Genomic DNA, 25,541 nt, shown 5'->3' with positions numbered 1-25,541 from the left:
GGCATGGCTGTATCGATTGCCGGTCAGTTGGCCGGGATTTGGCTGAACAGGTCGGCAAACACCGTCTTTGCCTTCCCCGCATGTTTGACCGTCTTGGCTGCGTCGAGGTTGACCGGCTTGCCGACAACGATCAGAGCGACCATGCCCATGCCGTAGTGAGGCGCGCATTTGACGCCGTACACACCTTCCTGGGTCAGCGTGACGGTAATCTCCTCGTTGGGCTTTCCCTTGAAGGCTTCGGCGCCATCCGGAAGCATGCCCTTGATAGACTCGGCATCATGCGTCTTGTCGGTCGGCACGAACTTGACGGTGTCTCCGGGGGCTGCCTTGACGAAGGCCGGCTGGAAAACCATGGCGCCCTTTTCGCCCTTGTTGAGCATTTGCACCACATGCTCTTCGGCGCTTGCGCCGCTGGCCAGCGCCAGGATGGAGATTGCGGCGGCGAGGATGGAGAGTTTCATCGATTTGTCCTTTGTTTCGTCTTCGCGGCATTGCGCCGTTCCGTCCCATTTAGCCTGATGCGGCCGGAGACAATTTGCGCTGGCGCAAACTCGGGATAAGAAAGGGCATCTGCACGATTGGTGCGGAAGGGCCGTGAGGAAATTCGCTTGGTTGCGCTGGACCGATCGCTGATATCGCGGCTGCCCCTCTTCCAAGGGCTGGCGCCCGAAGAGCAAAGCGAGATTCTCACAAACGCTCGATCGTCACGCTATGCCAAGGACTCAACGATCTTCGAGCAGGAGGCAGAGGCCCACTCCTTCTTCGTGCTGATCGCCGGGCACATACGCGTCGTCCGCACCACACCGGATGGACAGCAGGTCATCGCCAGATACATCAGCGAAGGCGAGATCTTTGGCGTCGCCGCAGCCCTTGGCCGGACGACCTACCCCGCCAGTGCTGTCGCGGCGGTGGATTGCGTGGTGCTGGCCTGGCCCAACGCTCTTTGGCCGGAGCTGGCGCGTCGGTTCCCGGTGTTTGGAGCAACCACCTACAGGACGGTTGGAACCAGGCTGCAGGAGACCCAGACGCGGGTGGTGGAGATGTCAACGGAACAGGTGGAGCAGCGGGTTGCGCATGCGCTGCTGCGACTGGCGAACCAGACCGGCCGAAAGACCGATGGCGGCATCGAAATCGACTTCCCGATCTCGAGGCAGGACATTGCCGAGATGACAGGGACGACGCTTCACACCGTTAGCCGGCTCCTCAGCAAGTGGGAGGAGAAGGGGATCATCGTCAGCGGGCGCCAGAAAGTCACCGTCAAGGATGCGCATCGCCTTGTGGTTCTGGCCGAGAACCGGGACAAGGGGTGATCCTCACTGTTCTCCTCGAACAGCCGATTCCAGGTCCAGAATGAAGCGGGTCTCGTCGATCTGATGTTCCCGGCATGCTTCGGCCACGGTATGGAATGTACCGATCGGACAGCCGACGCAGAGCATCTTGTATCTCAACACCACTGCCACCGTTGCCGGCCATTTCCTCATGATCTCGTCGACGACCGTGTCCGGACTGATCGAACTGCGCTGCTTCACGATGAAGTCTCCGCTCTTTGCGAAGCCTCTTCATAAATCTCGTTCGGACCGCCCTCGTTGCGCTTTCGCAATTTAAAAAATGATTCAGATCAAGACACGGCGCGCGTAACCTCGATAAATAGGGATTAAAGTGTCTGAGGAGGTTGGTATGCAAGCCAAAACCATAATGACCACGCCGGTCGTTGCAATAGATCCGTCTGCGTCGATCGCCGATGCGGCCGGATTGATGCTCTCCAGCAAGATCAGCGGGCTTCCCGTCATTCGCAGCGACGGTGCGCTGGTGGGCATTATCAGCGAAGGAGATTTCCTGCGCCGCGGAGAACTGGGCACGCAGCGCAAGCGCCCGCGCTGGCTGGAATTTCTTGTCAGCCCGGGAAGAGTTGCAGAAGAATATGTCCTCGCCAACGGACGGCGGGTCGAGGAGGTGATGACCGACAGCGTCGTCACGGCATCCCCCAATGCATCGCTTGCCGAGGTTGTCGAACTGATGACGCATCACCGCATCAAACGCGTCCCGATCGTCGACGGCGGTAAAGTTGTCGGCGTGATTGCCCGCTCCGATCTTCTTCGTGCGCTGCTGCACACGCAGCCAGCCTCAACCCCGACGGCCATTGACGACGAACAGATACGCCAGAGCATCGTCGCGGAGCTTGCAGCGCAGAAATGGGCTGGCAAGGACCTGATCAATGTCACTGTCGACAAAGGGATCGTAAAACTGGGCGGCGCCATCTTCGACGAACGCGAGCGCCAGGCAGCCATCGTCGCGGCCGAAAACGTCGCCGGCGTCAAAGGCGTTGAGGACGATCTATTTTGCGCCGAGCCCTTGTCCGTCATCCTGGTCTCGTAGCCAAGGGACGATCACCAGCATTTTCCTGGGGCGAACTGTGTGCGTAGCCGCAGGACGCTCTAACGCTGGCCGGCCGCATGCTGCAGCCGTGCGATCAGGTCGTGGTTGCGGCAATAATCTGGCGGAGCATCAGCTTGCTCGTTTTGGTCGAGCCAAGTCGAGCATTCGTCCTGATGGCCGCAGGATCGGCAGCGGTTGACCGCCCGATCGGTGACGGCTGCATGGTCCGGCACCACTTTCAACTGCCTGTCGACACCCAGCGTCCGCATCATGCGCCCCATCAAGGCGGCCCTGGCGTCGACTGAAATCAGGTAATCGAGAAAGCTCATCTTGGTCACTCCTGCCTTCTGAGAATCATAGCCATGCAGGCAGCCGACGACTTGATCTCGATCAACAGACGAAGCCGTTGCCAAGCCAAGGCGGCGAAAGGGACAGATTGAAGGTCCTAAGGACCTGCTGAGCTCTCGGTCGCTAGAGCAATTCCGGGAAAAGTGTGAAACGGTTTCCCGGGAAAAGCGCGTAGCGCTTTCCCTTGGGAATTGCTCCAAGAAAGGAGATAGAGCGGTTCGCCGTTTCCGTGAAACGGTGAAATACTAGGGACGTCGACCCATCAATACGACATGAAGCGGTTGATGCCGCTCTCTTCAATCAGCGAGCGCGTCACCCCGCCGAACGCCCATTCCCGCAGACGGCTGTGCCCATAGGCACCCGAGACGATCAGGTCCGCATGGATTGACCGCGCAAATGTCAGCAACTGATCACCGTCAGCCTCGCCGGCAATCAGTTCGGTTCGTGCCATAATGCCGTGATGTTCCAGAAAAACCGCGACATCGGCGAGACTGTCGCGGATGCTCTCGTCGCGGTCCGTATCGATTGTGGCAACGACGACTTCGTTGGCCTTGGCCAGAAGGGGCAACGCATCTGCTGTCGCCCGCCGCGCTTCCCTCGTGTCTTTCCAGGCAACCAGCACGGTTTTCGCCATGACATGTTCGACATTGCTCGCGGCGACCAGGACCGGCCGTCCAGTACCGAGCACAAGGCTGCCGACGTCCACTGCGCGAAAGACATTTTCCCCTTTCTCGCTGCCGGTAACGACAAGATCGGCGGCTCGGGCCGAAACACTCAGGAAGCGGGTTGGGCTGCAAACAGCTTGTCCCCATTCGCTAAGGATCGAAGCCGGAACCAGTCTTTCGAATTCAGCACGCAGTTCGGCAAGCCGCTTTTCGATTTCCGTGCGCTGGATCTGCATGATCTCCCCTTCGTAGACCATGCCGTCGCCTGTCGCGACCAAGGGCGGAACATCCGCAGCCGCCAGACCGATGAGACGGGCGCCAAACCGTTCCGCGAGCTCGATCCCCAACTTCACTATGGGCACGGGGGAAGCATCTACCGCGAGGTTCACGATAATCGACTTGTAGGACATTGCAGGCGCCTTTCACTGGAACCGTCGAATGCGCGATGAATTGCATTCGCCAGCGCCCGAGGCTTTGATGCGCGTCAAGGAACCGGCCAATTGCATCTGCATGCGAAAACGTCGGCCTCGATCCGTTTTGCGTGTATGGAGAGAAGTGGTAGTTAGCCTTTCTTGTAGGCGTATCGAATCCAGGGATCTCAGGTGAGCCAAGACGAAGCGCTTATTTTGTCGGCCGGCGGGACGACGCTTAAGACAGTCCTATCGCAAATGTTCGAACAGGCTCCGAGCTTCATGGCTCTCATGAGTGAGCCAAATCATGTCTTCGAACTGACCAATACTGCCTACCAACGGCTGATCGGCCACAGGCAAGTGATTGGAAAGTCCGTGCGGGAGGCCCTTCCCGAGCTCGAAGGTCAAGGGTTCTACGAACTACTGGACCAGGTTTATGAAACGGGTGAGCCGTACAGGGGACGGGCAGTGAAAGTCGCGCTGCGCAAGGATGACGAACCTGCCGAAGAGCGCATTCTCGATTTCGTCTATCAGCCCATCAAGGCCGACGATGGCCGCATTACGGCCATCTTTGTAGAAGGCACCGACGTCAGCGAGCTTTCCTTCGCAAACGCTGCGCTTCAATTGCGCGAAGATCATTTGCGTTCGATCCTGGCGACTGTGCCTGACGCAATGGTCGTCATCGACGAACAAGGCCGGATCCAATCCTTCAGCACCGCTGCCGAAACGCTTTTTGGCTATCAGTCAAGCGAAGTCATCGGCAAAAACGTCAACATGTTGATGCCGTCGCCCTATCGTGGCGAGCATGACGCCTATCTTCATCGCTACCTGACGACGGGAGAGCGGCGGATCATCGGGCTTGGCCGCACCGTCACCGGGATGCGCAAGGATGGCTCGACCTTTCCGATGGAGCTTTCCGTCGGCGAGATGAATCCTGGGACCGGGCGCTTCTTTACCGGCTTTTGCCGCGACCTGACCGAGCGCCACAGGGCGGAAGCGCGAATCCAGGAGCAGCAGCTGGAGCTGCTCCACATGGCGCGATTCACCGCGCTCGGCGAAATGGCTTCGACGCTTGCACATGAGATCAACCAGCCGCTCACCGCCATCACGAACTACCTCAAGGGCAGCCGCCGGCTGCTCGAGAAGAGCACCGAAGAGCACGCGCCGATGCTGCGTGAGGCCGTCGAAAAGGCCGCCGAGCAGGCGTTGCGGGCCGGAGATGTCATTCGACATCTCAGGGACTTCGTCGCGAGAGGCGAGAGCGAGCGTCAGGTCGAGCATCTGCCGGTGCTGATCGAGGAAGCCTCCTCACTTGCTTTGGTCGGTGCACGGGAAATCGATATGCACGTCAGCTACAAGCTTGATCCCGCCGCAGAACTGGTCCTGACCGACCGCATCCAGATCCAGCAGGTTCTGCTGAATCTGATGCGCAACGCGGTGGAGGCCATGCAAGGTGTGCCGCGCCGCGAATTGCACGTCATGACCGTCGCCCGGAATGACGGGATGGCTGAGGTAAGCGTGATCGATACGGGCACAGGGATTGCGCCGGAAGTCTCGGCCCAGCTTTTCCAACCCTTTGTCACCACCAAGAAGCAGGGCATGGGTGTCGGTCTTTCCATTTGCCGTACCATCGTCGAGTCGCATGGCGGCCACATCTGGGCGGAAGCCGTCCCCGGCGGAGGGACAGCTTTCCGCTTCACCTTGCGGATCGTTGAAAGGGAAGAGGTTGCCAATGGCCGGTAACGATGTCGTGCATGTGGTCGACGACGATGTGGACGTCCGCAAATCGCTTGGCTTTCTTCTAGGAACGGCCGACTTCGCCGTGCGCCTGCATGAATCGGCCACGGCATTTCTGTCCACGGCGACAGGCCAGATCGACGGTTGCATCGTGACCGACGTGCGCATGCCGGGCATTGACGGTATCGAGTTGCTACGCCAGCTCAGAATGCGCTCCCATACACTCCCGGTGATCGTCATGACGGGGCACGCCGATGTGGCGCTGGCCGTTCAGGCGATGAAGGAAGGCGCTTCCGACTTCATTGAAAAACCGTTCGACGACCAGGTTTTGATCGATGCGATCCGCTCGGCGTTGGACAACCGCGATCAGGTAGGTGCAACGCATCCGCAATCCGCGGAAATCCACGGGCGCCTGGCCACACTTTCGGAGCGGGAGCGTCAGGTTCTGGACGGGCTCGTGTCGGGTCTGCCGAACAAGACGATCGCCTATGATCTGGGCATCAGCCCGCGCACGGTCGAGATCCACCGCGCCAATGTCATGAGCAAGATGGCCGCGGGCAGCCTGTCGCATCTCGTGCGCATGGCGTTGATTGTGGAATCCAAACCCTAGCAAGCGTCCCCGACAGACTTGCCGTCGTCTGTCGGCACTGTCTTCGACTTCCAGTAACGCCAATGGGTCGGGCGGATATCGACGCGCACGCCAGTCCCGGCGTTCTTCCAACCCTGCCGCTCCTTTGTGCAGGGAAATACGAGCGCATGTTCACCGTCCTCGTCGAAGACGGCGAGTTCGAGTTCGTGACCAAACGGAGCGCTCAGGATTGGCTTCCACATCTCCCCATGATCGGGGGAAGCGGCAAGCAGCGCCTTGATTTGAATCATTTTTCCGAAATTGCCGCTTATGCCGCTGCGCGCGAACGGCAAGCCTCCTTGATCGCGATCAATGACCGCCCCGGCGACTGGGCCAACAGTCTGTGGAACGACCAATGAACTCAGGAGATCGCACATGCTGATCCGCACATTACCCGCCTTGGAATGCACGAAATTGCTGACCGCCAACCGTGTCGGCCATCTGGCATGCGCGAAGGACGGGCAGCCCTACGTGGTGCCTGTGCACTATGCGCACGCCGACAATCACCTCTACGCGTTTTCCATGCCCGGCAAGAAGATCGACTGGATGCGCGCCAATCCACTGGTGTCCGTCCAGGTGGGTGAACACGGCCAGGGGCGAGGCTGGAGAAGCGTTGTCGTCGATGGCCGCTATGAGGAACTGCCGGACCGGATTGGCCATAAGCTCGAGCGCGACCGTGCGTGGTCTGTGCTGAGCAAGCATGCGGACTGGTGGGAGCCCGGCGCCCTCAAGCCGGTCATGCCTCCGGTGTCGGACAGCGCACCCCACGTTTTCTTCCGTATCTTGATCGAGCAGGTGTCGGGCCGCGAAGCAAGTGAATAGCTGTCTTCACTGCCGGAGGCTTTCGAGCCCGCGCTGCTGCAACCACTCAGTTTCTATCCCGCCGGCGCGGAAATCCACCCCTGGGGCGTCATCCGCCTGCTCAACCTGCGCGGCGTCGAAATCGTCAAGCACGATGCTCTTCACAATATGAGCGAATGAACCGCGGATACGAAGGCGATCATCCTCGGGGTATTGACGACTGGCATCCGCAACGGCGCAGGACCCGCGCCGCCATGGCGCGAGACCTTGCAACACCGTCAAGACAACAGGCGCCTACCGCCGCAGCGCGTAAACGCTTGCCATGCTTTCGCCAGCCACCGGCAGCGCCATGTCATCATCGAGAAGGCGCGTGATGCGGGCAAAACCTGTGAATGCTCTCCTTGCTTCCTCGGCCGACATCTGGCCCGACAAGGCGGCCGAGCAGCAATTCAGCGCGCACCGATAGACCGGACCGCGCCGTCCCGTCGGCCATTTCCGCAAGAACACCATGGCCTCGGCAACACTATCGATTTCTTCAGCAGGATGTCCCTGCCCGCGCGAAATCCGCACAGGCGAAAAGAAATGCAAGTAATCCATCGTTTCCTCCCGGTCGACCGCGATGCGCTCGATCGAACCCCACCAAACGCGCCATCTGCCAGTTGGTTCCACGCAGAAAATGGAATCTTTAAAAAATTTGTCTTTGCGACCGGATCTTCTGCAGCAAGGCAAACTTGTCGTTCCGTTTCGTGCCCGCCACACCTACCCGGCCGGCATTTACCTGCATTCAGCGTCCTAGCATCGGCAACAAGCCCGGCACCGGCCTGTTTCAGGATTGGTTGCTCGCCGAAGTCGCGGACCACAAGCGGGTGATGGCCATCGCTTAGATGGACCCGGATACCGGAGATGTCGGGAGCCACCGCTTAGACTGAAACACCAGCGAAATTCGAATCATCCGTGGTGGGTTTCAACGGTGACCCACCATCGAGTCGCATCGATAATCGCAGTTCTCATTGAATATCTTTAAGGCCAAAGCCGGCAAATAGGTTGCTTGTCGGTTCCCCCGCGTCAGGCTTAACCTGCGCGGCCAACGCGCGAAAGTGCGTGGTCATCAAGGGGAGGACATCGCAGTGACCATACAGGGCGCATCGCCTGATCTGTACAACGAGGATCTGGCTCCGGCAAAAATCCGAAACTGGGGACCATTCTCGATCTTCAACGTGTGGACGTCGGACGTTCACAGCCTCTGGGGCTACTACCTCGCCGCCAGCCTGTTCCTGTTCTGCGGCGGCTTCGTCAACTTCATCATCGCCATCGGCATCGGTTCGCTGATCATCTACGTGATGATGAACATGGTCGGCTATGCTGGGGTCAAGACCGGCGTGCCCTACCCCGTGCTTGCCCGCGCCTCTTTCGGCATCTGGGGCGCCAACATACCGGCACTGGTGCGGGCCGTCGTCGCCTGCTTCTGGTATGGCGCACAGACGGCCGCCGCCTCCGGCGCCATCGTGGCGCTTTTGATCCGCTCACAATGGTTTGCCGACTTCAACGCCAGCACGCATTTCCTCGGCCATACCGGCCTCGAAGTGATCTGTTTCGTGGTCATCTGGGCGCTGCAACTGCTGATCATCCAGAACGGCATGGAAACAGTGCGCCGCTTTCAGGACTGGGCCGGGCCAGCGGTCTGGGTGATGATGCTGGTGCTGGCGATCTATCTCTGCGTCAAATCCGGGAGATTTGCCTTCACCAGCGACATCCCGATGGATGTGCTGCTGGACAAGACCAAGGATGCGGGCGTGCCCGGCACGCCGGGTTCGTGGACATCGCTGTTTGCGGTGGCGGCGATCTGGGTCACCTACTTTTCCGCGCTCTATCTCAATTTCTGCGATTTCGCCCGTTACGCGCCAGACAAGGCATCGCTGCGCAAGGGCAACATCTGGGGCTTGCCGATCAACCTGATCCTGTTCTCGCTGGTCGCCGGCGTCACCACCATTGCCGCCTTTGACGTCTATGGCGAAGTGCTGCTGCATCCCGACCAGATCTCGGCGAAATTCGACAGCTGGTTCCTGGCAGCGCTCGCAGCCTTGACCTTTGCAGTAGCAACCCTCGGCATCAACGTGGTGGCAAACTTCGTCTCGCCGGCCTTCGACTTCTCCAACGTCTTTCCCAGGCAGATCGACTTCAAGAAGGGGGGCTACATCGCGGCCGTGATCGCCCTGCTGCTCTATCCCTTCGCACCGTGGGAAGGCAGTGCCGCCTCCTTCGTCAACATCATCGGCGCGACGATGGGGCCGATCTTCGGCGTGATGATGGTCGACTACTACCTGATCCGGAAGGGTGAGGTCGACGTCGAGGCGCTCTATCGTGAGGACGGCGAGTTCCGCTTCCAGGGCGGCTGGCACGTCAACGCCTTCATCGCCGCTGGCATCGGCGCCATCTTCTCATCGATCCTGCCGAACTTCACCAACTGGCTGCCGTCCTGGTGGGGAGTCTATGGTTGGTTCTTCGGCGTGGCGATTGCCGGCATCATCTACTACGTGTTGCGCACCGCCGCCCTCGGCGCCGGAGTGAAGACGGCAAAGGCTTGAAAATGAGGGAGTAGGCAGTAGCGCTAGGAAGTAGAGAACTGCTTCCCTACTGCCTACTGCCTACTGCCTACTGCCTACCATCTCGGCCAATCTGCGCACGGTGTTCCAGTTGCGCGACGTGCCTGTGCCCATGCGCTTGTGGTTCATCGCCGCGAGCAGTCGAGAGCTTGGCCTCTCGCGCGAAAAGACGACCCAGATGTTGCCGCCGACCGACGTCACTTTCTCGTCCTCGTCGGCATAGGCCTGAAGCCCCGTCACGGCCTCCATGGGTGCAGGCTTGCGCATCACCCGTACAGCCACCTGATCGCCTGCCTCGGCAGATTCGGCCGGGAACGGATTGGCCGCGGCAAGCTCCAGCCAGTCCTCGGCGCCACGCACGATGATGTCGACATGGCGGCCGAAGGTTTTTTCAAAGGCTGATTCCAGCCGCTGTTCCAGACCGGCGATATCAGTCGCCGGCGCCTCGAAGACCAAATTGCCTGTCGCCACCAGCGTGCGCGGGTTCTTCAGCTCGAGCTCTTCAGCCATGGCCTTGAGGTCGGCCATGACGAGCCGGCGTCCTTCGCTAAGGATGATGCTGTAGAGCAGCGCGACATAGGTCCGCATTGCCGCCAGGCAGGTCGCTACACCAGCCGGCTCTGCTCCACCGCCGCCTCGATGAAGCTGGCGAACAGCGGATGCGGGTCGAGCGGCCGGCTTTTCAGTTCCGGGTGATACTGCACGCCGATGAACCAGGGATGGTCGGGATACTCGACCGTCTCCGGCAGCACGCCGTCGGGCGACATGCCGGCAAACACCAAGCCGCAATCCTCGAGCCGTTCCTTGTAGTCGACATTGACCTCGTAGCGATGGCGATGGCGCTCGGAAATCTGCGTGTCGCCATAAATCTCGGCGATCTTGGACCCCTTGGCGAGCTCGGCCTGATAGGCGCCGAGCCGCATCGTGCCGCCGAGGTCGCCGGTTTCCCGGCGCTTCTCCAGCATGTTGCCTTTCAGCCATTCGGTCATCAGGCCGACAACCGGCTCCTCGGTCGGGCCGAACTCGGTCGAAGACGCATGCTCGACGCCGGCCAGCGACCGCGCCGCCTCGATGCAAGCCATCTGCATGCCGAAGCAGATGCCGAAATACGGCACTTTCCGCTCACGCGCGAATTTCGCCGCCAGGATCTTGCCTTCGGAACCGCGCTCGCCAAAGCCGCCGGGAACCAGGATGCCATGCACCTTTTCCAGCCAGGGCGTCGGATCCTCCTTTTCGAAGATCTCCGATTCGATCCAGTCGAGCTTGACCTTGACGTGGTTGGCCAGGCCGCCATGCGACAGCGCCTCGATCAGCGATTTGTACGCATCCTTGAGGCCGGTATATTTGCCGACCACTGCAATGGTCACCTCGCCTTCCGGATTGTGGATGCGGTTGGATACCGCCTGCCAGGGCTCCATGCGCGGCTTCGGCGCCGGATCAATGCCGAAGGCGGCCAGCACTTCCGAATCGAGCCCTTCCTTATGGTAGGCCATCGGCACATCGTAGATATGCGGTACGTCGAGCGCCTGGATCACGGCACTCTCGCGCACATTGCAGAACAGCGACAGCTTTCTGCGCTCTTCCTTGGGGATGGCGCGGTCGGCGCGGACCAGCAGGATGTCGGGCGCGATGCCGATGCCGCGCAGTTCCTTGACCGAATGCTGGGTCGGCTTGGTCTTCAGCTCGCCCGCCGTGGGGATGTAGGGCATCAGCGTCAGATGGACGTAGACGGCGTTGTTGCGCGGCAGGTCGTTGCCGAGCTGGCGTATAGCCTCGAGGAACGGCATCGCCTCGATGTCGCCCACCGTGCCGCCAATCTCGCACAGCACGAAATCATAGTCGTCATTGCCGTTGAGGACGAAATTCTTGATCTCGTCGGTGACGTGCGGAATGACCTGCACGGTGGCGCCGAGATAGTCGCCGCGCCGCTCGCGCTCGATGATGTTCTTGTAGATCCGCCCGGTGGTGATGTTGTCCTGCTGATTGGCGGAGCGGCCTGTGAAGCGCTCGTAATGGCCAAGATCGAGATCGGTTTCCGCACCGTCGTCGGTGACGAAAACCTCGCCATGCTGGTACGGCGACATCGTGCCCGGATCGACATTGAGATAAGGATCGAGTTTTTTGATGCGTGCGCGATAGCCTCGCGCCTGCAGGAGAGCCCCAAGGGCCGCTGCGGCTATGCCTTTTCCAAGTGAGGAAACCACGCCGCCTGTGATGAATACATATCGCGCCATGGGAGTCATCGCTTAACGCGGCCGGATTGATTCCGCCAGAGAAAAAACCGCCGCGAAGGTTTTTTCCCAAGAAGGCGCTTGGACCAAGATCCCGAGAGGCGGGATCCGGTTTTCGGATAACAGCATCGTCCAACAGGCCCGGCCGTTCGATCGGGATCGGTTCGGGTCCAAGGCAAAACAAAAGGGCCGGCTGAGCCGGCCCTTTCGGCAGAATGACGAAAACGTCAGATAATGACGACCTTGGTGCCTACCCTGACGCGGCTGTAGAGGTCCATGACGTGCTCGTTGATCATGCGGAAGCAGCCATTCGAGGCGCTGGTTCCGATCGACTGCGGCGCGATGGTGCCGTGGATGCGCAGATGCGTGTCCTTCTTGCCGTCATAGAGATAGATAGCGCGTGCACCGAGCGGATTCTGGCCACCGCCGGGCATGCCGTCCTTGTACTGGCCGTAGTGCTTCGGCTCGCGCTTCTGCATGTCCAGCGTCGGTATCCAGCGCGGCCATTCCTGCTTGTCGCCAACCGCAACCGTGCCCTTGAACTGCAGGCCCTCGCGGCCGACCGCAATGGCGTAGCGGCGCGCGGTGGAGGACGATTCGACGAGATAGAGGCGCCGCGCGCTGGTGTCGATGACGATGGTGCCCGCATCGTAACCGCTGAATTCCACGTCCTGCGGCACGAATTCCGGCTTCACCTTGAACTGCTTCTTGGCTTCCCTCTTGGCGAGAGCCTGGTCGAGGGCACGGGTTTCCGGGAGATATGAAATCGACGAAGAGGACGAGGTGCCGCCGAAGAGACCGGCGAACAGACCGCCGCTGCTCGGCTGCTTCTGGCCGATGACCTCGCTGCGCAGTTCGCCATTGTTGCCGGTCAAGGCGACGTTCATCGCCTCCGCCGGAAGCGGCTCGGCCGACTGGATCGGCACGATGGGTTCGATTGGCTCGATGATCTTGGCAGCCTGCTTCTTGGCCGGCTTGGCATCGGCCACCTCGGTTGCCGGCGCGCTCTTGCCCTTCTTGGCCAGGAACGCCTGCCGTTCCGCGTCGGCCCTGGCCTTGGCCGCCTCGCGCATCGCCAGTTTCCTGGCTTCGAGCGCCTTGGCTTTGGCGGCTTCCTTGTCGGCAACGATCTTGGCCTCGATCTTCTTGATCTGGGCGAGGTCGTCCGGTGTCGGGTTTTTCTTCTTCTTGAGAAGCTTCAATTGCGACGCATCGCTCTTGACGGCGACATTGATAGCGCCGGTTTTCTCAACTGAAGGTGCTGCCATATTTGCCGGCGCGCCGGCGAAGGCTGGGGAACTCATGCCGAGTGCGGCGCAAAGTCCCAGGAAAATGAAGCTGCGAAGCTGCATGGCGAAGATCCGATCGTTCTATGCTTGTTGCCCACGGCGTCGCCCAGCGCCCCCCAAGGGCGCCGGAAATGCCGCGCGCAATCTATAGTCGAATAAGCGCGGACGCCTCAAGCGTGAGGCCGCGCCTCACCCGGTCGAATCTTCGTGATTTTGCCGCATTTGCCGCGACTGTGTTCAAACGAGCACAGATCGCGGCGTCAGGCGCCGAAGACTACTGGTTCGGGACCTGCGGGGTCGCCGGCGCGGCAGGAGCGGCGCCATTGGTTGCCGGTGGCGTCGAACCTGCGGCAGGCGCCGTGGCCGGGGCAGTCGCCGGAGCCGCAGCGTCGTTGCCGGACGGCGGCGTCGGGGTGGTGCTGCCGGCGGGCGCCGGGGTGGTCGTGCCGGGCAATTGGTTGAGCACGCCCTTGCCGGCACCGTCCGATGTCGCCGGCACGCGGTCGAGGATGTCGATCGGCTTCTCGCCGTAGCGGGCAACGATCGACAATGTCAGTGACGTGGCGAAGAAGGCAGCCGCCAGGATCGCCGTCGCACGCGTCAGCGCATTGGCAGCACCACGCGCGGTCATGAAGCCGGATCCGCCACCGATGCCAAGGCCGCCGCCTTCGGAACGCTGCAGCAGCACCACGCCGACAAGGGCGAGCACGACCATGAGATGGATGACGATCAGTACGGTTTCCATAGTTTATCCTGGCAAGGCCTTGCCCGGCCGCGAACACGACCGGTGAATTGGAGGCGGCTCAATACAATGCTTTGACGGCATTTCCAAGCCCGTGGCCGGAATATGGGAAGCAACCCGCCCTTTGCAACGATTTCCGGTGCCGTCCGCCCCGTCCGGCGTGGCGAATATGTTCAACCGATATTGCGATAAGCCTCGGCGATGGCGAGAAAATCAGCCGCTTTCAGGCTGGCGCCGCCGACCAGCGCGCCGTCGACATTCCTGACGCCGAGCAGTTCGACCGCGTTGGAGGGCTTGACCGAGCCGCCATAGAGAATGCGCACCTTCGCCGCGACGCTGCCGAGTTTTTCCGACAGCCTTTCGCGGATATGTGCGTGTGCTTCGGCCACATCGGCCGCGGTCGGGGTCAGGCCGGTGCCGATCGCCCACACCGGCTCATAGGCAATGATGGTGTTGGACGGGGTGGCGCTTGGCGGTACCGAGCCGTCGACCTGCCGCGACAGCACGTCCAGCGTCGCGCCTGCTTCACGCTGCTGCTGCGTCTCACCAATGCAAATGATGGCCACAAGCCCGGCGCGCCAGGCGGCCGATGCCTTGGCCTGGACCGTCGCATCATCCTCGCCCCGTTGCTCGCGGCATTCCGAATGGCCGACGATGACATGGCTGGCGCCCGCATCTTTGAGCATTTCCGCCGAGATGCAGCCGGTGTAGGCGCCGCTCTCCTTGGTGTGGCAATCCTCACCGCCAGCATGCACCGGCGTGCGCGACAGGATCTCCGCGGCATGGGCAAGCAAGGTCGCGGGAACGCAAACCAGCGCTTCGGTCTCCGCATCGAGTCCACTCATGAAACCGTTGCCGATCATCCTGAGCTCGTTGAGCGAGGCACTGGTGCCGTTCATTTTCCAGTTGCCGGCGACGAGCGGGCGAATTCCTGGTGTCATGGGTTTGCTTCTCCGGGCGATATCAGGCTCTGGCCCTCACTACCAAAATCAGGCCACAAAGCAATCGACAGTGGACCGGAAGGGCGCTATTGCGCTTGTTTCAGACTCGGCGCATGCGAAAATGCGCAAAAATCGGAAGTAAAAATGCTTGGTATATTGAGAAGCGCGGCAGGCACCTGGGTCGCGAAGGGGCTGTTGGTGTTGCTGGTGCTCAGCTTTTTGGTCTGGGGCGTTTCCGGACGGTTGATGGGCGGTCTCGCCGGCCATGATTCGGTCATAACCGCTGGCGGCACCAAGGTGTCCATCAACGAATACCGTCTCGCCTATGACCGCCAGCTCGCCGTCATGTCGCAGCAGTTCGGCCAACGTCTCAGCCGCGAACAGGCAAAGGCGCTCGGCGTCGATAACCAGGTGCTGGCCCAGCTCGTCTCGGGTGCCGTTCTCGACGAACAGGCCCGCAAACTGGGCCTCGGACTTTCCAAGGACCGGCTGGCCGAGCTGACGCGCGAAGACCCGGCGTTCAAGGGCCCGGGCGGCCAGTTCGACCGCAGAACATTCGAATATATGCTGCAGCAGATTGGCATGCGGCCTGAGGACTATCTGAAGAACCGTGCGCAGGTGGCGGTGCGTCAGCAGATCGTCGAGGCGGTCTCGGATGGCCTCAAGGCTCCGGACACTTTCTTCAAAGCGGTTGCGCTCTATCGCGGCGAAGACCGCACCATCGACTATTTGACGCTGCCCAAGGCATTGGTCGAGCCGATCCAGGCGCCGTCCGACAGCGTGCTTTCGGCCTATTTCGACGCAAACAAGAAGACATACGCGGCGCCCGAATACCGCAAATTCTCCTATGTCCGCCTCGAACCGGTCGACATCATGGACACGACCGCCGTCACCGACAGCCAGATCAGCGACGACTACAGCAAGAACAAGGCGCGCTACACCACGCCGGAACTGCGCACCATCGAGCAGCTTGTGTTCAAGACGCCGGATGCGGCCAAGGCCGCGCTCGATTCGCTCAAGGCCGGCGCCACTTTCGACAAGCTCGTCACGGCGGAAGGCAAGACCCCGGCCGATACGCTGCTTGGCACGCTGGCCAAGGACAAGATCGCCGACAAGGCGGTCGCCGACGCGGCCTTCGCCCTCAATGCCAATGAAGTCAGCCAGGTCGTGCAGGGTGCCTTTGGTCCGGTGCTGCTGCGCGTCACCGAGATCAAGCCCGAGGTGGTGAAGCCGCTGACCGAGGTGTCCGACCAGATCCGCAAGGACCTGGCGCTGGGCGAGGCAAGCCGCATCCTTCTGGACGTGCGCGACAGTTATGAAGACACCCGCGCCGCTGGCAGTTCGCTGGCCGACGCCGCGACCAAGCTCAAGCTGAAGCTCGTCACCGTCGACGCCATCGATCGCAGCGGCTTGCGGCCTGACGCAAGCATCGTCAAGGACCTGCCGCAATCGCCGGAGCTGATCAAGGCTGTCTTCGACGCCGAACCCGGCACGGAGAACGAAGCTTTGACCACGGCGGACAACGGCTTCGTTTTCTATGAGGTGGCTTCCGTCACGCCGGCTCGCGACCGGACGCTGGACGAGGTTCGTCAGAAAGCCGTCGCCGACTGGACGGCGGCCGAGACCACCAAGCGGCTCGCCGCCAAGGCTGACGAGCTCGAAAAGCGGCTCAAGGCCGGTGCCACGCTCGACGTCATTGCGGGTGAACTCAAGCTGGAGAAGCAGACCAAGCGCGGTGTCAAGCGCGAGGCCGACGATGTCGATTTCGGCAAGGATGGCGCGGCGGCGATGTTCGGCGTCGGCGAAGGCGGCACCGGCCTGATCCCCTCGCCCACTGGCGACGGTCAGATCCTGTACAAGGTCGCCGAAGTGTTCGAGCCCGCTGGGGCCGATGCCAGCTCGGTGCCGGACGATGCGCAGAAATCCTTCACCTCCGGCATGTCGGATGATCTGCTCGATCAGTTGGTGGCGCAGTTGCAGACGCAGTACGACGTTCGCATCGACCAGGCCGCCGTTGCCCAAGCCTCGACAAGATGAGCGCGCTGAAAACCCATATCGCCAAGGTCGCGACCGGAAGCGCGCTCTCCTTCGAGGAAGCGCGGGAGGCCTTCGACATCATCATGTCGGGTGACGCCACCCCCGGCCAGATCGGCGGCTTCCTGATGGCACTGCGCGTGCGCGGCGAGACGGTGAATGAGATTTCCGGCGCCGTCGCCACCATGCGCGCCAAGATGCTGCGCGTCGACGCACCTGACGGCGCCATCGATATCGTCGGCACGGGCGGCGACAATTCCCACAGCGTCAACATTTCCACGGCATCGGCGTTCGTCATCGCCGGCAGCGGTGTGCCGGTTGCCAAGCACGGCAATCGTGGCCTGTCCTCGCTGACAGGAGCCGCCGACGTGCTGGTTGCGCTCGGCGTCAAGATCGATATCTCGCCCGAATTCATCGGCCGCTGCATTCATGAGGCAGGCGTCGGTTTCATGTTCGCGCCCGCGCACCATCCGGCGATGAAGCATGTCGGTCCGACCCGGGTCGAACTCGGCACCCGCACCATCTTCAATCTGCTCGGGCCCCTTTCCAATCCGGCCGGCGTCAAGCGGCAGATGGTCGGTGTGTTCCTGCCGGAATGGATCCTGCCGGTGGCCGAGACGCTGAAGGCGCTGGGCGCCGAGCATGCCTGGGTCGCCCATGGCGACGGCTATGACGAGATCACCACCACCGGCGAGACGCAGGTCGCCGAACTGATCGGCGGCGAGATTCGCAGCTTCACGCTGACCCCTGAGGCGGTTGGGCTGGCGCGCCACACCAAGGACGAATTGCGCGGCGGTGACGCGGCCTACAACGCCAAGGCATTGCGCGATATGCTGGGCGGCGCTGCCGGTGCCTATCGCGACACCGTGCTGATGAATGCCGGCGCCGGCCTGGTGGTTGCGGGCAAGGCGACGACGCTTGGTGACGGCATCGCGCTCGCCGCGCAAGCCATCGACAGCGGCCGGGCCCTGCAAGTGCTCGACAGGCTGGTCGAGATTTCGAACGGATAGAACGTGTCTGATATTCTTCGCAAGATCGAGGCCTACAAGCGCGACGAGATCGCGGCGGCCAGGGCACGCGTGCCGCTGGCCGAAATCAAGGCGCGAGCCAAGGACGCGGACGCGCCGCGCGGCTTTCTTGCCGCGCTCGAGGCAAAGCGCGAAGCCGGCGCCTTCGCGCTGATCGCCGAGATCAAGAAGGCGAGCCCGTCCAAGGGCCTGATCCGCGCCGATTTCGATCCACCGGCGCTGGCGCAGGCCTATGCCAAGGGCGGTGCTGCCTGTCTTTCGGTGCTGACCGACGCGCCGTCCTTCCAGGGCGCGCCGGAATTTCTCACCAGGGCGCGAGCCGCCGTCGCCCTGCCCGCGCTGCGCAAGGATTTCCTGTTCGATCCGTATCAAGTCTACGAAGCCCGCGCCTGGGGCGCGGATGCCATCCTGATCATTATGGCCAGCGTCGACGACGCCCTGGCCAGCGACCTCGAATCGACGGCATTCGAACTCGGCATGGATGCGCTGGTCGAAGTGCATGACGAGGCCGAGACACAGCGCGCGCTAAAGCTGTCGTCGCGGCTGATCGGCATCAACAACCGCAATCTACGCACATTCGAGACCAGCCTCGACACTTCAGTGCGGCTGGCGACCATGGTGCCGGCCGACCGCTTGCTGGTCAGCGAGAGCGGCATCTTCTCGCATGACGATTGCCTCAGGCTGCAAAAGAGCGACATCGGCACCTTCTTGGTCGGCGAGAGCCTGATGCGGCAACAGGATGTCACCACCGCGACGCACCTGCTGCTGACAGGCAAGGCGCCCGTCGAGGCTTTCTGACGATGACATCAGCCCTTACCCATCTCGGCGCGCAGGGCGAGGCCAACATGGTCGATGTCGGCGACAAGGCAGAGACGACGCGCACGGCGATCGCCGAGGGCTTTGTCGCGATGCAGCCCGAGACCCTGAAGACGATCCTCGCCGGCAACGCCAAGAAGGGCGATGTGCTCGGCACCGCGCGCATCGCCGGCATCATGGCGGCGAAGAAGACGCATGAACTGATCCCGCTCTGCCATCCGCTGCTGCTGACCAAGGTTTCCGTCGACATCGAGCCGGACCATGCTTTGCCCGGCCTGAAGGTCACAGCACTCGCCCGCGTCACCGGCAAGACAGGCGTCGAGATGGAAGCGCTGACGGCAGCCTCCGTCGCTTGCCTGACCATCTACGACATGGCCAAGGCGGTGGATCGTGCCATGATCATCTCCGGAATCCGGCTGGTCGAAAAGACCGGCGGCAAGTCAAGTGACTATAAGGCCGGCGACCACAAGGCGAGTTCCTAATGGCGCTGGTTCCGGTCGCGGAGGCGCTCGAGCGCCTGCTGGAAGGCGCTGCGCCGCTGGCCGGCGAAAGCGTTGCGCTCTTGGACGCCGTGGATCGCGTGCTGGCGGAACCGGTCGTTGCGCTCCGCACCCAACCGCCTTTCAATGCTTCCGCCATGGACGGCTACGCAGCGCGTGCGGCCGATGTGGCGTCGGTGCCGTCACGGCTTTCGGTGATCGGCATGGCGCCCGCCGGACGTGGCTTTGACGGCACGGTCGGCAAGGCACAGGCGGTGCGTATCTTCACCGGCGCGCCGCTGCCCGAAGGCGCCGACACCATCGTTATCCAGGAGAATGTCCGCGACCTCGGTAACGGCGACATCGAAGTGACCGAACCCACCGCCGAAGGGCGCAACATCCGCCGTATCGGGCTCGACTTTTCAAAGGGCGACGTGCTGCTCGAAAAAGGCCGCGTGCTCGACCCGGCAGCGCTGTCGCTGGCGGCATCGGCCAACCACCCCCGCGTCAGCGTGGTGAAACGGCCGCTGGTCGCCATCATCGCCACCGGCGACGAATTGTTGCCGCCCGGCAGCGAACTCGGGCCGGACCAGATCATATCGTCCAATGCCTATGGCGTTGCCGCCGCCGCACAGTCAGTTGGCGCCCGCGCGCTCGATCTCGGCATTGCCGCCGATCGCAAGGAGGCCATCGCAGCGCTGGTCAGACAAGCGGTCGCGGCCGGTGCGGATGTCATCGTGACGCTCGGTGGCGCCTCGGTCGGCGATCACGACCTGATCCACGATGTGCTGACCGGCGAAGGTATGACGCTCGGCTTCTGGAAGATCGCCATGCGTCCCGGCAAGCCGCTGATGTTCGGCCGCCTCGGCGATATCAGGTGCATCGGCCTGCCCGGCAATCCGGTGGCAAGCCTGGTCTGCTCGCAACTGTTCCTGAAGCCGCTGCTGGCGCGGCTCGGCGGCCGCAATCATCGCCAGGACGTACGCCCGGCGCGATTGGGCGCCGCAATGCCGGCCAATGACCTGCGCCAGGACTATGTTCGGGCCGTGGTCGGGGAAGAAGGCGGCGCGCTGGTGGCGACGCCATTCGGCATCCAGGATTCCTCGATGCTGAGAATGCTGGCCGACGCCAACGGTCTGATCGTGCGGGCGCCGTTTGCCCCTGGAGCAGCCGCGGGCGAGGCTTGCAGCGTGCTGATGCTGCGCTGAAGAACCGCAAGACAAGCCTTTAATAGCAATATGGAAAACGATCTCGGCCCTATTCCGAGATCAAGGTCCGGGTCAGCGGATGCGCCGGATCGGCAAGGCCGTCGACAATGTCGTAATGATGCCGATCGGGCTCGACCACGATGCTGGTGGCGGCGCCAAGGCCGGTCCAGATGTTGGCAAGCAAGGCGTTCTGGCGCAGGAATTCGGCGCGCTCGCCACCACCGGCCCAGCAGGTGATGCGGGCACCATCCATGGGACGCAGCAGCGCCGGGCTTTCAGTCAGCGCCTCTTGCTCGTCGATGGCCAGCGCCGTGTTCATGCCGGTGCGCATGAGCGGACGCAGGTCATGCAGGCCCGAAATCGAAACGACATGGCGTATGCGCCGCGCCACATCGGCCACCAGCGGTGTGGTTGTGGTCACCATCCGGGTCGCGAGATGGCCGCCGGCCGAATGTCCGGTCAGCATCAGCGGCCCGCCGACCATTGCCGCTGCCTTGCCAATCGCCGCGCCGATTTCGCTGACGATGCCGGCGATGCGTATGTCCGGGCATAGCGTATAGGAAGGCATCGCCACGGCGAAGCCGCTGCCGACCGCGCCATTGGCGAGATGCGACCAGGTACTCTTGTCGGACTCCAGCCAGTAACCGCCATGGATGAACACCACGAGCCCCTTGGGAGCGGCTTTGGGAAGGAAAAGATCGAACCGATTGCGCGGCCCGTCACCATAGGCGATGTCGAGCCGTGCCCGGCCCTCTGCCGAAAGCGCATTGCGAAACGCTTGCGCCGGCTCCGCCCAGGCGGCCGGCCAGCGGTCGCTGCCGGCGATGTTCGCGCCGTTGGCATAGGCATCATCCCAATCGACAATGTGACGTTCCAGCATCTGCGCCCTCCCCCAAACGGCATCGCTTCTGAGCTAGCAATGGCCACCGCCACGCCATGCGTCAATGCTTCAGGGCGAAAACATTTTAGGCTTGAAACAAATTTCGACTGGTGCGATCCTACCATGACGAACAGCCGACAAAATGGGAGGTCTGCTGTGCTGCCCTACCCACCGCAGATGCTCATCCTTTCTCGGCGAGCAGGCACGATTGGTGGCACGAAGCCTCCCGCGAAAGACAGGAACTTCAAATCCACCACCTCCGGCTAGGCCCTCGCGCACTGGCCAGGCAGCAGACAGGACAGCGGCGACATGCTTGGGCCTTCAGCGCATATCGACACGTTTACGCGCGATCACCTGCCGCCGCCGGATCAATGGCCTGACCTCCTGCTCGACGGCTTCGACTATCCCGAACATCTCAACGCCGGCGTCGAATTGACCGACAGGCTGGTCGAGAAGGGCCTCGGCGACCACACCGCGCTGATCGGCAATGGCCGCCGCCGCACCTACAAGGAACTGTCCGACTGGACGAACAGGCTGGCCCATGCGCTGGTCGAGAATTACGGCGTCAGGCCGGGCAACCGGGTGCTGATCCGTTCCGCCAACAATCCCGCCATGGTCGCCTGCTGGCTGGCCGCCACCAAGGTCGGTGCCGTGGTCGTCAACACCATGCCGATGCTGCGCGCCGGCGAACTCGCCAAGATCGTCGACAAGGCGGAAATCACCGTCGCGCTCTGCGACACCCGGCTGATGGACGAGATGACCGCCTGCGCCAAGAACAGCAAATTCCTCAAACAGGTGATCGGTTTCGACGGCACCGCCAACCACGATGCCGAACTCGATCGTGCTGCTCTCGACAAGCCGGTGACGTTCAGCGCCGTCAACACCGGCCGCGACGACGTCGCCTTGCTCGGCTTCACCTCGGGCACGACAGGGGTACCGAAGGCGACGATGCATTTCCACCGCGACTTGCTGATCATCGCCGACGCCTACGCCCGCGAAATCCTCCAGGTGACGCCGGACGACATCTTTGTCGGCTCGCCGCCGCTGGCCTTCACCTTTGGCCTTGGCGGCCTCGCCATCTTCCCGCTGCGCTTTGGCGCGGCGGCGACGCTGCTGGAACAGGCGACACCGCCCAACATGATCCACATCATCGAAACCTACAAAGCGACCATCTCCTTCACCGCGCCCACCGCCTACCGCGCCATGCTGAAGGCCATGGATGAAGGGGCCGACCTGTCATCGCTGCGCGTCGCCGTTTCGGCCGGCGAAACCTTACCCGCCCCGGTTTTCGAGGAGTGGACGCAAAAGACCGGCAAGCCGATCCTCGACGGCATCGGCGCCACCGAAATGCTGCACATCTTCATCTCCAACCGCCTCAGTGACATGAAGCCTGCGTCGACCGGCAAGCCCGTGGGCGGCTACGAGGCGCGCATCGTCGACGACGAGATGCGCGAACTGCCGCGCGGTGCGACCGGCAGGCTGGCGGTGCGCGGCCCGACCGGCTGCCGCTACATGGCCGATGACAGGCAGAAGGAATACGTGCGCGACGGCTGGAACATAACCGGCGACACCTTCACGCAGGACGAAGACGGCTTCTTCCATTTCGCCGCGCGCTCCGACGACATGATCGTCAGCGCCGGCTACAACATCGCCGGCCCCGAGGTCGAGGCAGCGCTGCTGTCGCATCCGGACGTCGCCGAATGCGCGGTCATCGGCGCCGAGGATGCCGCGCGCGGCCAGATCGTCGAGGCGCATGTCGTGCTGATGCAGGGCGTGGCGCCCGACGCATTGACCACCAAGCGCCTGCAGGACCACGTCAAGGCGACGATCGCCCCTTACAAATATCCACGGTCAGTGAAATTCATCGCCGCTCTGCCCAAGACCCAGACCGGCAAGATCCAGCGCTTCCGGCTGCGCACGGAGAAAATCAATTGAGCGAGCCCTATGATCCGGCGTCCGAAGGCGCACAGATGTCGTTCAAGGAGCGCATGTCCTACAGCGACTATCTGCACCTGGAGAAAGTGCTGGAGGCGCAGACGCCGCTGTCGTCGGCGCATGACGAGATGCTGTTCATCATCCAGCACCAGACCTCCGAACTCTGGATGAAGCTCGCTCTCCACGAGATTGGTGCCGCGATCCGTTCGATCCGCGCCGACCGGTTGGAGCCGAGCTTCAAGATGCTGTCCCGCGTCGCCCGCATCTTCGAGCAGTTGAACAACGCCTGGGACGTGCTGCGGACGATGACGCCCAGCGAATATACCGAGTTCCGCGACGCGCTCGGCCAGTCCTCGGGTTTCCAGTCCTGGCAGTATCGCGCCATCGAGTTCATGGCCGGCAACCGCAACCCCGCCATGCTCGGGCCGCACAAGCACCGGCCGGACCTCAGCGGGAAGCTGGAGGCGATCCTGGCCGAGCCATCGCTCTACGACGAAGCGCTGCTGCTTCTGGCGCGCAACGGATTCGACATCGGCGCCGATGCCAGGCGCACGGACTGGCGTGAGACGCGAACGGAGAATGAGGAAGTCCTGGTCGCCTGGCAGACCATCTACCGCGATCCGCAGCGCTACTGGATGTTCTACGAACTGGCCGAGAAGCTGGTCGACTTCGAGGACTATTTCCGCCGCTGGCGCTTCAACCACGTCACCACGGTCGAGCGCATCATCGGCCTGAAACGCGGCACCGGAGGAACCTCGGGTGCTTCGTATCTGAAGAAGATGCTCGAGGTGGTGCTGTTCCCGGAGCTGTGGACGGTCCGCACCCGGCTCTGACATCATCGAAATGAAAACAGGCACACTGAGGGGAAGCGCTTGTGGCGGAAAACCCTTCGCGAATAACCGAGGACTGACCGACCATGAGTGGAATACCTGATCTCGCTGCAATCGAAGCGATGGATGCCACGGATCCGCTGCGTGCCATGCGCGATCGTTTCATTCTGCCGGAGGGGGTGATCTATCTCGACGGCAATTCACTGGGGGCAGCGTCGCATGCCGTTTTCGGCGAACTGCAGCAAGCGGCGACCCAGGAATGGGCCCAGGATCTCATCCGAGCCTGGAATACAGCCGGATGGTTCGAGATGCCGATCGAACTCGGCGACCAGCTCGGGCGACTGATAGGAGCCGCGGCAGGCCAGACCGTGGTCTGCGACACGACGTCGACCAACATCTACAAGGTGCTGCATGCGGCGCTGCAGATGCGGCCCGGCCGGCTGGCCATCGTCGCCGAGGGGGACAGTTTTCCCACCGACCTGTACATCGCCGAAGGCGTGGCCTCGACCAGGGATGGCGTCCTGCTGCGCCTCGCGGGCGTCGACGCGCCAACCATCGAAGAGCTGATCGACGAAAGCGTCGCGGTGGTGCTGGTCAACCACGTCAATTACAAATCGGGTGAACTGCGCGACATGGCGGCGCTGACGCGCAAGGCTCATGCGGCCGGAGCGCTGATCGTCTGGGATCTCTGCCACACCGCGGGTGCTCTGCCGGTCGAGCTCGACCACGCAAATGCCGATTTCGCCATCGGTTGCACCTACAAGTACCTCAACGGCGGTCCGGGCGCGCCGGCCTTTATCTATGCCGCGCAGCGCCACCACGGCGAGATCAGCCAGCCACTCAGCGGCTGGTGGGGGCATGTGCGGCCCTTTGCCTTCGAACGGGGCTATGTTGCCGGCACCGGCATCCGCCGCTTTCTGTGCGGCACGCAGCCGGTCCTGTCGATGCGGGCGCTCAAGGGTGCGCTTGCCATCTGGAACGACGTCGACATGGCGGCATTGCGAAAGAAGAGCGTCGCGCTGACCGAACTGTTCATCCAGCTCGTCGAAGCGAAGTGCGGCGCCTATGGTCTCACGCTGGAGACCACCCGCGACGCGACCAGACGCGGCAGCCAGGTATCGTTCCTTCACGACCATGGCTATCAAATCATGCGGGCGCTGATCGAGCGTGGGGTGATCGGTGACTTCCGCGCGCCATCGACCATCCGTTTCGGCTTCACGCCGCTCTATGTCGGCTACAAGGATGTGTGGCTGGCGGTTGAGGTGCTGGAAGACATTCTGCGCACGGGTGCATGGAAGGACCAGCGTTTCGCCGTCAAGGAGGCCGTTACCTGACGCAGCCCTCTCGACGATCTGTTGTCGCCGGCTCCCCCTTAGTCAGATGACCGAGGGACGAATTTCCAGCTCGCAAACGCGTTCATTGCTGGTGGCCAGCGCTGGCTGCGATAATTAACCAAGGTTGGCGTTTTGGCTTCGTTTCGTTCACGGCAAACGAGCCCCCAGGAAAACTGGCAATTCTCCCGTCGAGGGCTTATCGGCGGATCATGCCAAACCTGAGCTC

Annotated in this window: 27 protein-coding genes; 15 read left to right on the top strand and 12 right to left on the bottom strand. The window is 62.3% G+C overall.

Features of this window, described 5'->3' with window-relative positions; translation table 11 throughout:
- Positions 1-23 precede the first annotated feature (23 nt).
- Positions 24-461: a pseudoazurin gene (locus ACZ89F_RS13900; RefSeq protein WP_476092421.1), complete on the bottom strand. Its 438-nt coding sequence runs from the start codon at positions 459-461 to the stop codon at positions 24-26.
- Positions 462-608: 147 nt separating this feature from the next.
- Between ACZ89F_RS13900 and ACZ89F_RS13895 the strand changes: the two genes are divergently transcribed.
- Positions 609-1,310, top strand: a complete 702-nt coding sequence (locus tag ACZ89F_RS13895) for a Crp/Fnr family transcriptional regulator (protein ID WP_476097279.1) — start codon at positions 609-611, stop codon at positions 1,308-1,310.
- Between the two features lie 3 nt (positions 1,311-1,313).
- Here ACZ89F_RS13895 and ACZ89F_RS13890 read toward each other — a convergent pair whose 3' ends face one another.
- On the bottom strand, positions 1,314-1,529 hold the full coding sequence (locus ACZ89F_RS13890; RefSeq protein WP_476092420.1) for a DUF1858 domain-containing protein: 216 nt from the start codon (positions 1,527-1,529) through the stop codon (positions 1,314-1,316).
- A 148-nt stretch (positions 1,530-1,677) separates the two neighbouring features.
- Here ACZ89F_RS13890 and ACZ89F_RS13885 point away from each other — a divergent pair, with 148 nt between their 5' ends.
- Positions 1,678-2,376, top strand: a complete 699-nt coding sequence (locus ACZ89F_RS13885) for a CBS domain-containing protein (RefSeq protein ID WP_476092418.1) — start codon at positions 1,678-1,680, stop codon at positions 2,374-2,376.
- Between the two features lie 59 nt (positions 2,377-2,435).
- Here the strand turns inward: ACZ89F_RS13885 and ACZ89F_RS13880 are convergent, their stop codons facing one another.
- Together ACZ89F_RS13880 and ACZ89F_RS13875 are read right to left on the bottom strand one after the other, a co-directional pair.
- Entirely contained in the window at positions 2,436-2,705 is a 270-nt protein-coding gene (locus ACZ89F_RS13880) for a DUF6455 family protein (RefSeq protein WP_476092416.1), read from the bottom strand.
- A gap of 281 nt (positions 2,706-2,986) precedes the next feature.
- Complete coding sequence (locus tag ACZ89F_RS13875; RefSeq protein WP_476092415.1) at positions 2,987-3,799, bottom strand: universal stress protein; 813 nt, start codon at positions 3,797-3,799, stop codon at positions 2,987-2,989.
- 192 nt (positions 3,800-3,991) lie between these two features.
- On the opposite strand from ACZ89F_RS13875, the gene ACZ89F_RS13870 reads away from it, so the two are divergent.
- The 4 genes from ACZ89F_RS13870 (at position 3,992) to ACZ89F_RS13855 (ending at position 6,986) form a co-directional block, all read left to right on the top strand.
- On the top strand, positions 3,992-5,542 hold the full coding sequence (locus tag ACZ89F_RS13870; protein ID WP_476092413.1) for a PAS domain S-box protein: 1,551 nt from the start codon (positions 3,992-3,994) through the stop codon (positions 5,540-5,542).
- The gene (fixJ, locus tag ACZ89F_RS13865) at positions 5,532-6,146 is read left to right on the top strand and encodes a response regulator FixJ (protein WP_476092412.1); all 615 of its coding nucleotides are present in this window, start codon (positions 5,532-5,534) and stop codon (positions 6,144-6,146) included. The genes ACZ89F_RS13870 and fixJ overlap by 11 nt, the downstream gene beginning before the upstream one ends.
- A 146-nt stretch (positions 6,147-6,292) precedes the next feature.
- Positions 6,293-6,523 (top strand): hypothetical protein, encoded by a 231-nt coding sequence (locus ACZ89F_RS13860; protein ID WP_476092411.1) that lies wholly within the window; start codon positions 6,293-6,295, stop codon positions 6,521-6,523.
- 16 nt (positions 6,524-6,539) lie between these two features.
- Entirely contained in the window at positions 6,540-6,986 is a 447-nt protein-coding gene (locus ACZ89F_RS13855; RefSeq protein WP_476092410.1) for a pyridoxamine 5'-phosphate oxidase family protein, read from the top strand.
- A 6-nt stretch (positions 6,987-6,992) separates the two neighbouring features.
- Here ACZ89F_RS13855 and ACZ89F_RS13850 read toward each other — a convergent pair whose 3' ends face one another.
- The gene (locus ACZ89F_RS13850; protein WP_476092409.1) at positions 6,993-7,247 is read right to left on the bottom strand and encodes a hypothetical protein; all 255 of its coding nucleotides are present in this window, start codon (positions 7,245-7,247) and stop codon (positions 6,993-6,995) included.
- A gap of 12 nt (positions 7,248-7,259) precedes the next feature.
- Entirely contained in the window at positions 7,260-7,724 is a 465-nt protein-coding gene (locus ACZ89F_RS13845; protein ID WP_476092408.1) for a DUF982 domain-containing protein, read from the bottom strand.
- A gap of 368 nt (positions 7,725-8,092) precedes the next feature.
- Between ACZ89F_RS13845 and ACZ89F_RS13840 the strand changes: the two genes are divergently transcribed.
- A complete protein-coding gene (locus tag ACZ89F_RS13840) occupies positions 8,093-9,550 on the top strand; it encodes an NCS1 family nucleobase:cation symporter-1 (protein ID WP_476092407.1) in 1,458 nt (485 codons plus the stop codon).
- Between the two features lie 60 nt (positions 9,551-9,610).
- Here the strand turns inward: ACZ89F_RS13840 and ACZ89F_RS13835 are convergent, their stop codons facing one another.
- The 5 genes from ACZ89F_RS13835 to tpiA all read right to left on the bottom strand — a co-directional run bounded on the left by ACZ89F_RS13835 (position 9,611) and on the right by tpiA (position 14,771).
- Positions 9,611-10,156, bottom strand: coding sequence for a DUF1697 domain-containing protein (locus tag ACZ89F_RS13835; RefSeq protein ID WP_476092405.1), 546 nt, complete (start codon positions 10,154-10,156; stop codon positions 9,611-9,613).
- A gap of 17 nt (positions 10,157-10,173) precedes the next feature.
- A complete protein-coding gene (locus tag ACZ89F_RS13830; protein WP_013531733.1) occupies positions 10,174-11,811 on the bottom strand; it encodes a CTP synthase in 1,638 nt (545 codons plus the stop codon).
- 215 nt (positions 11,812-12,026) lie between these two features.
- On the bottom strand, positions 12,027-13,151 hold the full coding sequence (locus ACZ89F_RS13825; RefSeq protein WP_476092404.1) for a L,D-transpeptidase: 1,125 nt from the start codon (positions 13,149-13,151) through the stop codon (positions 12,027-12,029).
- A 211-nt stretch (positions 13,152-13,362) separates the two neighbouring features.
- A complete protein-coding gene (gene secG / locus ACZ89F_RS13820) occupies positions 13,363-13,833 on the bottom strand; it encodes a preprotein translocase subunit SecG (protein WP_476092403.1) in 471 nt (156 codons plus the stop codon).
- Between the two features lie 170 nt (positions 13,834-14,003).
- Positions 14,004-14,771, bottom strand: coding sequence for a triose-phosphate isomerase (tpiA, locus tag ACZ89F_RS13815; RefSeq protein WP_476092401.1), 768 nt, complete (start codon positions 14,769-14,771; stop codon positions 14,004-14,006).
- Between the two features lie 144 nt (positions 14,772-14,915).
- Between tpiA and ACZ89F_RS13810 the strand changes: the two genes are divergently transcribed.
- Genes ACZ89F_RS13810 through ACZ89F_RS13790 form a run of 5 tightly spaced genes read left to right on the top strand, consistent with a single transcriptional unit; the run spans position 14,916 to position 20,336 of the window.
- Positions 14,916-16,808: a SurA N-terminal domain-containing protein gene (locus ACZ89F_RS13810; protein WP_476092400.1), complete on the top strand. Its 1,893-nt coding sequence runs from the start codon at positions 14,916-14,918 to the stop codon at positions 16,806-16,808.
- Positions 16,805-17,815, top strand: a complete 1,011-nt coding sequence (trpD, locus tag ACZ89F_RS13805; RefSeq protein ID WP_476092399.1) for an anthranilate phosphoribosyltransferase — start codon at positions 16,805-16,807, stop codon at positions 17,813-17,815. Before ACZ89F_RS13810 ends, trpD begins: the two co-directional genes overlap by 4 nt.
- Before the next feature lie 3 nt (positions 17,816-17,818).
- A complete protein-coding gene (trpC, locus tag ACZ89F_RS13800; RefSeq protein WP_476092398.1) occupies positions 17,819-18,631 on the top strand; it encodes an indole-3-glycerol phosphate synthase TrpC in 813 nt (270 codons plus the stop codon).
- Between the two features lie 2 nt (positions 18,632-18,633).
- Positions 18,634-19,131, top strand: a complete 498-nt coding sequence (gene moaC / locus ACZ89F_RS13795; protein WP_476092397.1) for a cyclic pyranopterin monophosphate synthase MoaC — start codon at positions 18,634-18,636, stop codon at positions 19,129-19,131.
- Positions 19,131-20,336, top strand: a complete 1,206-nt coding sequence (locus ACZ89F_RS13790) for a molybdopterin molybdotransferase MoeA (protein WP_476092395.1) — start codon at positions 19,131-19,133, stop codon at positions 20,334-20,336. Before moaC ends, ACZ89F_RS13790 begins: the two co-directional genes overlap by 1 nt.
- Before the next feature lie 49 nt (positions 20,337-20,385).
- On the opposite strand, the gene ACZ89F_RS13785 is transcribed toward ACZ89F_RS13790, so the two are convergent.
- Positions 20,386-21,216, bottom strand: coding sequence for an alpha/beta hydrolase (locus ACZ89F_RS13785; protein ID WP_476092394.1), 831 nt, complete (start codon positions 21,214-21,216; stop codon positions 20,386-20,388).
- A 309-nt stretch (positions 21,217-21,525) separates the two neighbouring features.
- Here ACZ89F_RS13785 and ACZ89F_RS13780 point away from each other — a divergent pair, with 309 nt between their 5' ends.
- From ACZ89F_RS13780 to kynU, 3 genes are all read left to right on the top strand, one after another.
- Complete coding sequence (locus tag ACZ89F_RS13780) at positions 21,526-23,151, top strand: AMP-binding protein (RefSeq protein ID WP_476092393.1); 1,626 nt, start codon at positions 21,526-21,528, stop codon at positions 23,149-23,151.
- Entirely contained in the window at positions 23,148-23,984 is an 837-nt protein-coding gene (gene kynA, locus ACZ89F_RS13775) for a tryptophan 2,3-dioxygenase (protein WP_476092391.1), read from the top strand. The genes ACZ89F_RS13780 and kynA overlap by 4 nt, the downstream gene beginning before the upstream one ends.
- 83 nt (positions 23,985-24,067) lie before the next feature.
- Positions 24,068-25,315, top strand: coding sequence for a kynureninase (gene kynU, locus ACZ89F_RS13770; protein ID WP_476092390.1), 1,248 nt, complete (start codon positions 24,068-24,070; stop codon positions 25,313-25,315).
- Positions 25,316-25,541 lie beyond the last annotated feature (226 nt).

The organism is Mesorhizobium sp. USDA 3734 (assembly GCF_056279665.1).
The sequence above is the reverse complement of the archived record's forward strand: the minus strand, read 5'-3'. Positions and strand labels throughout refer to the sequence as shown.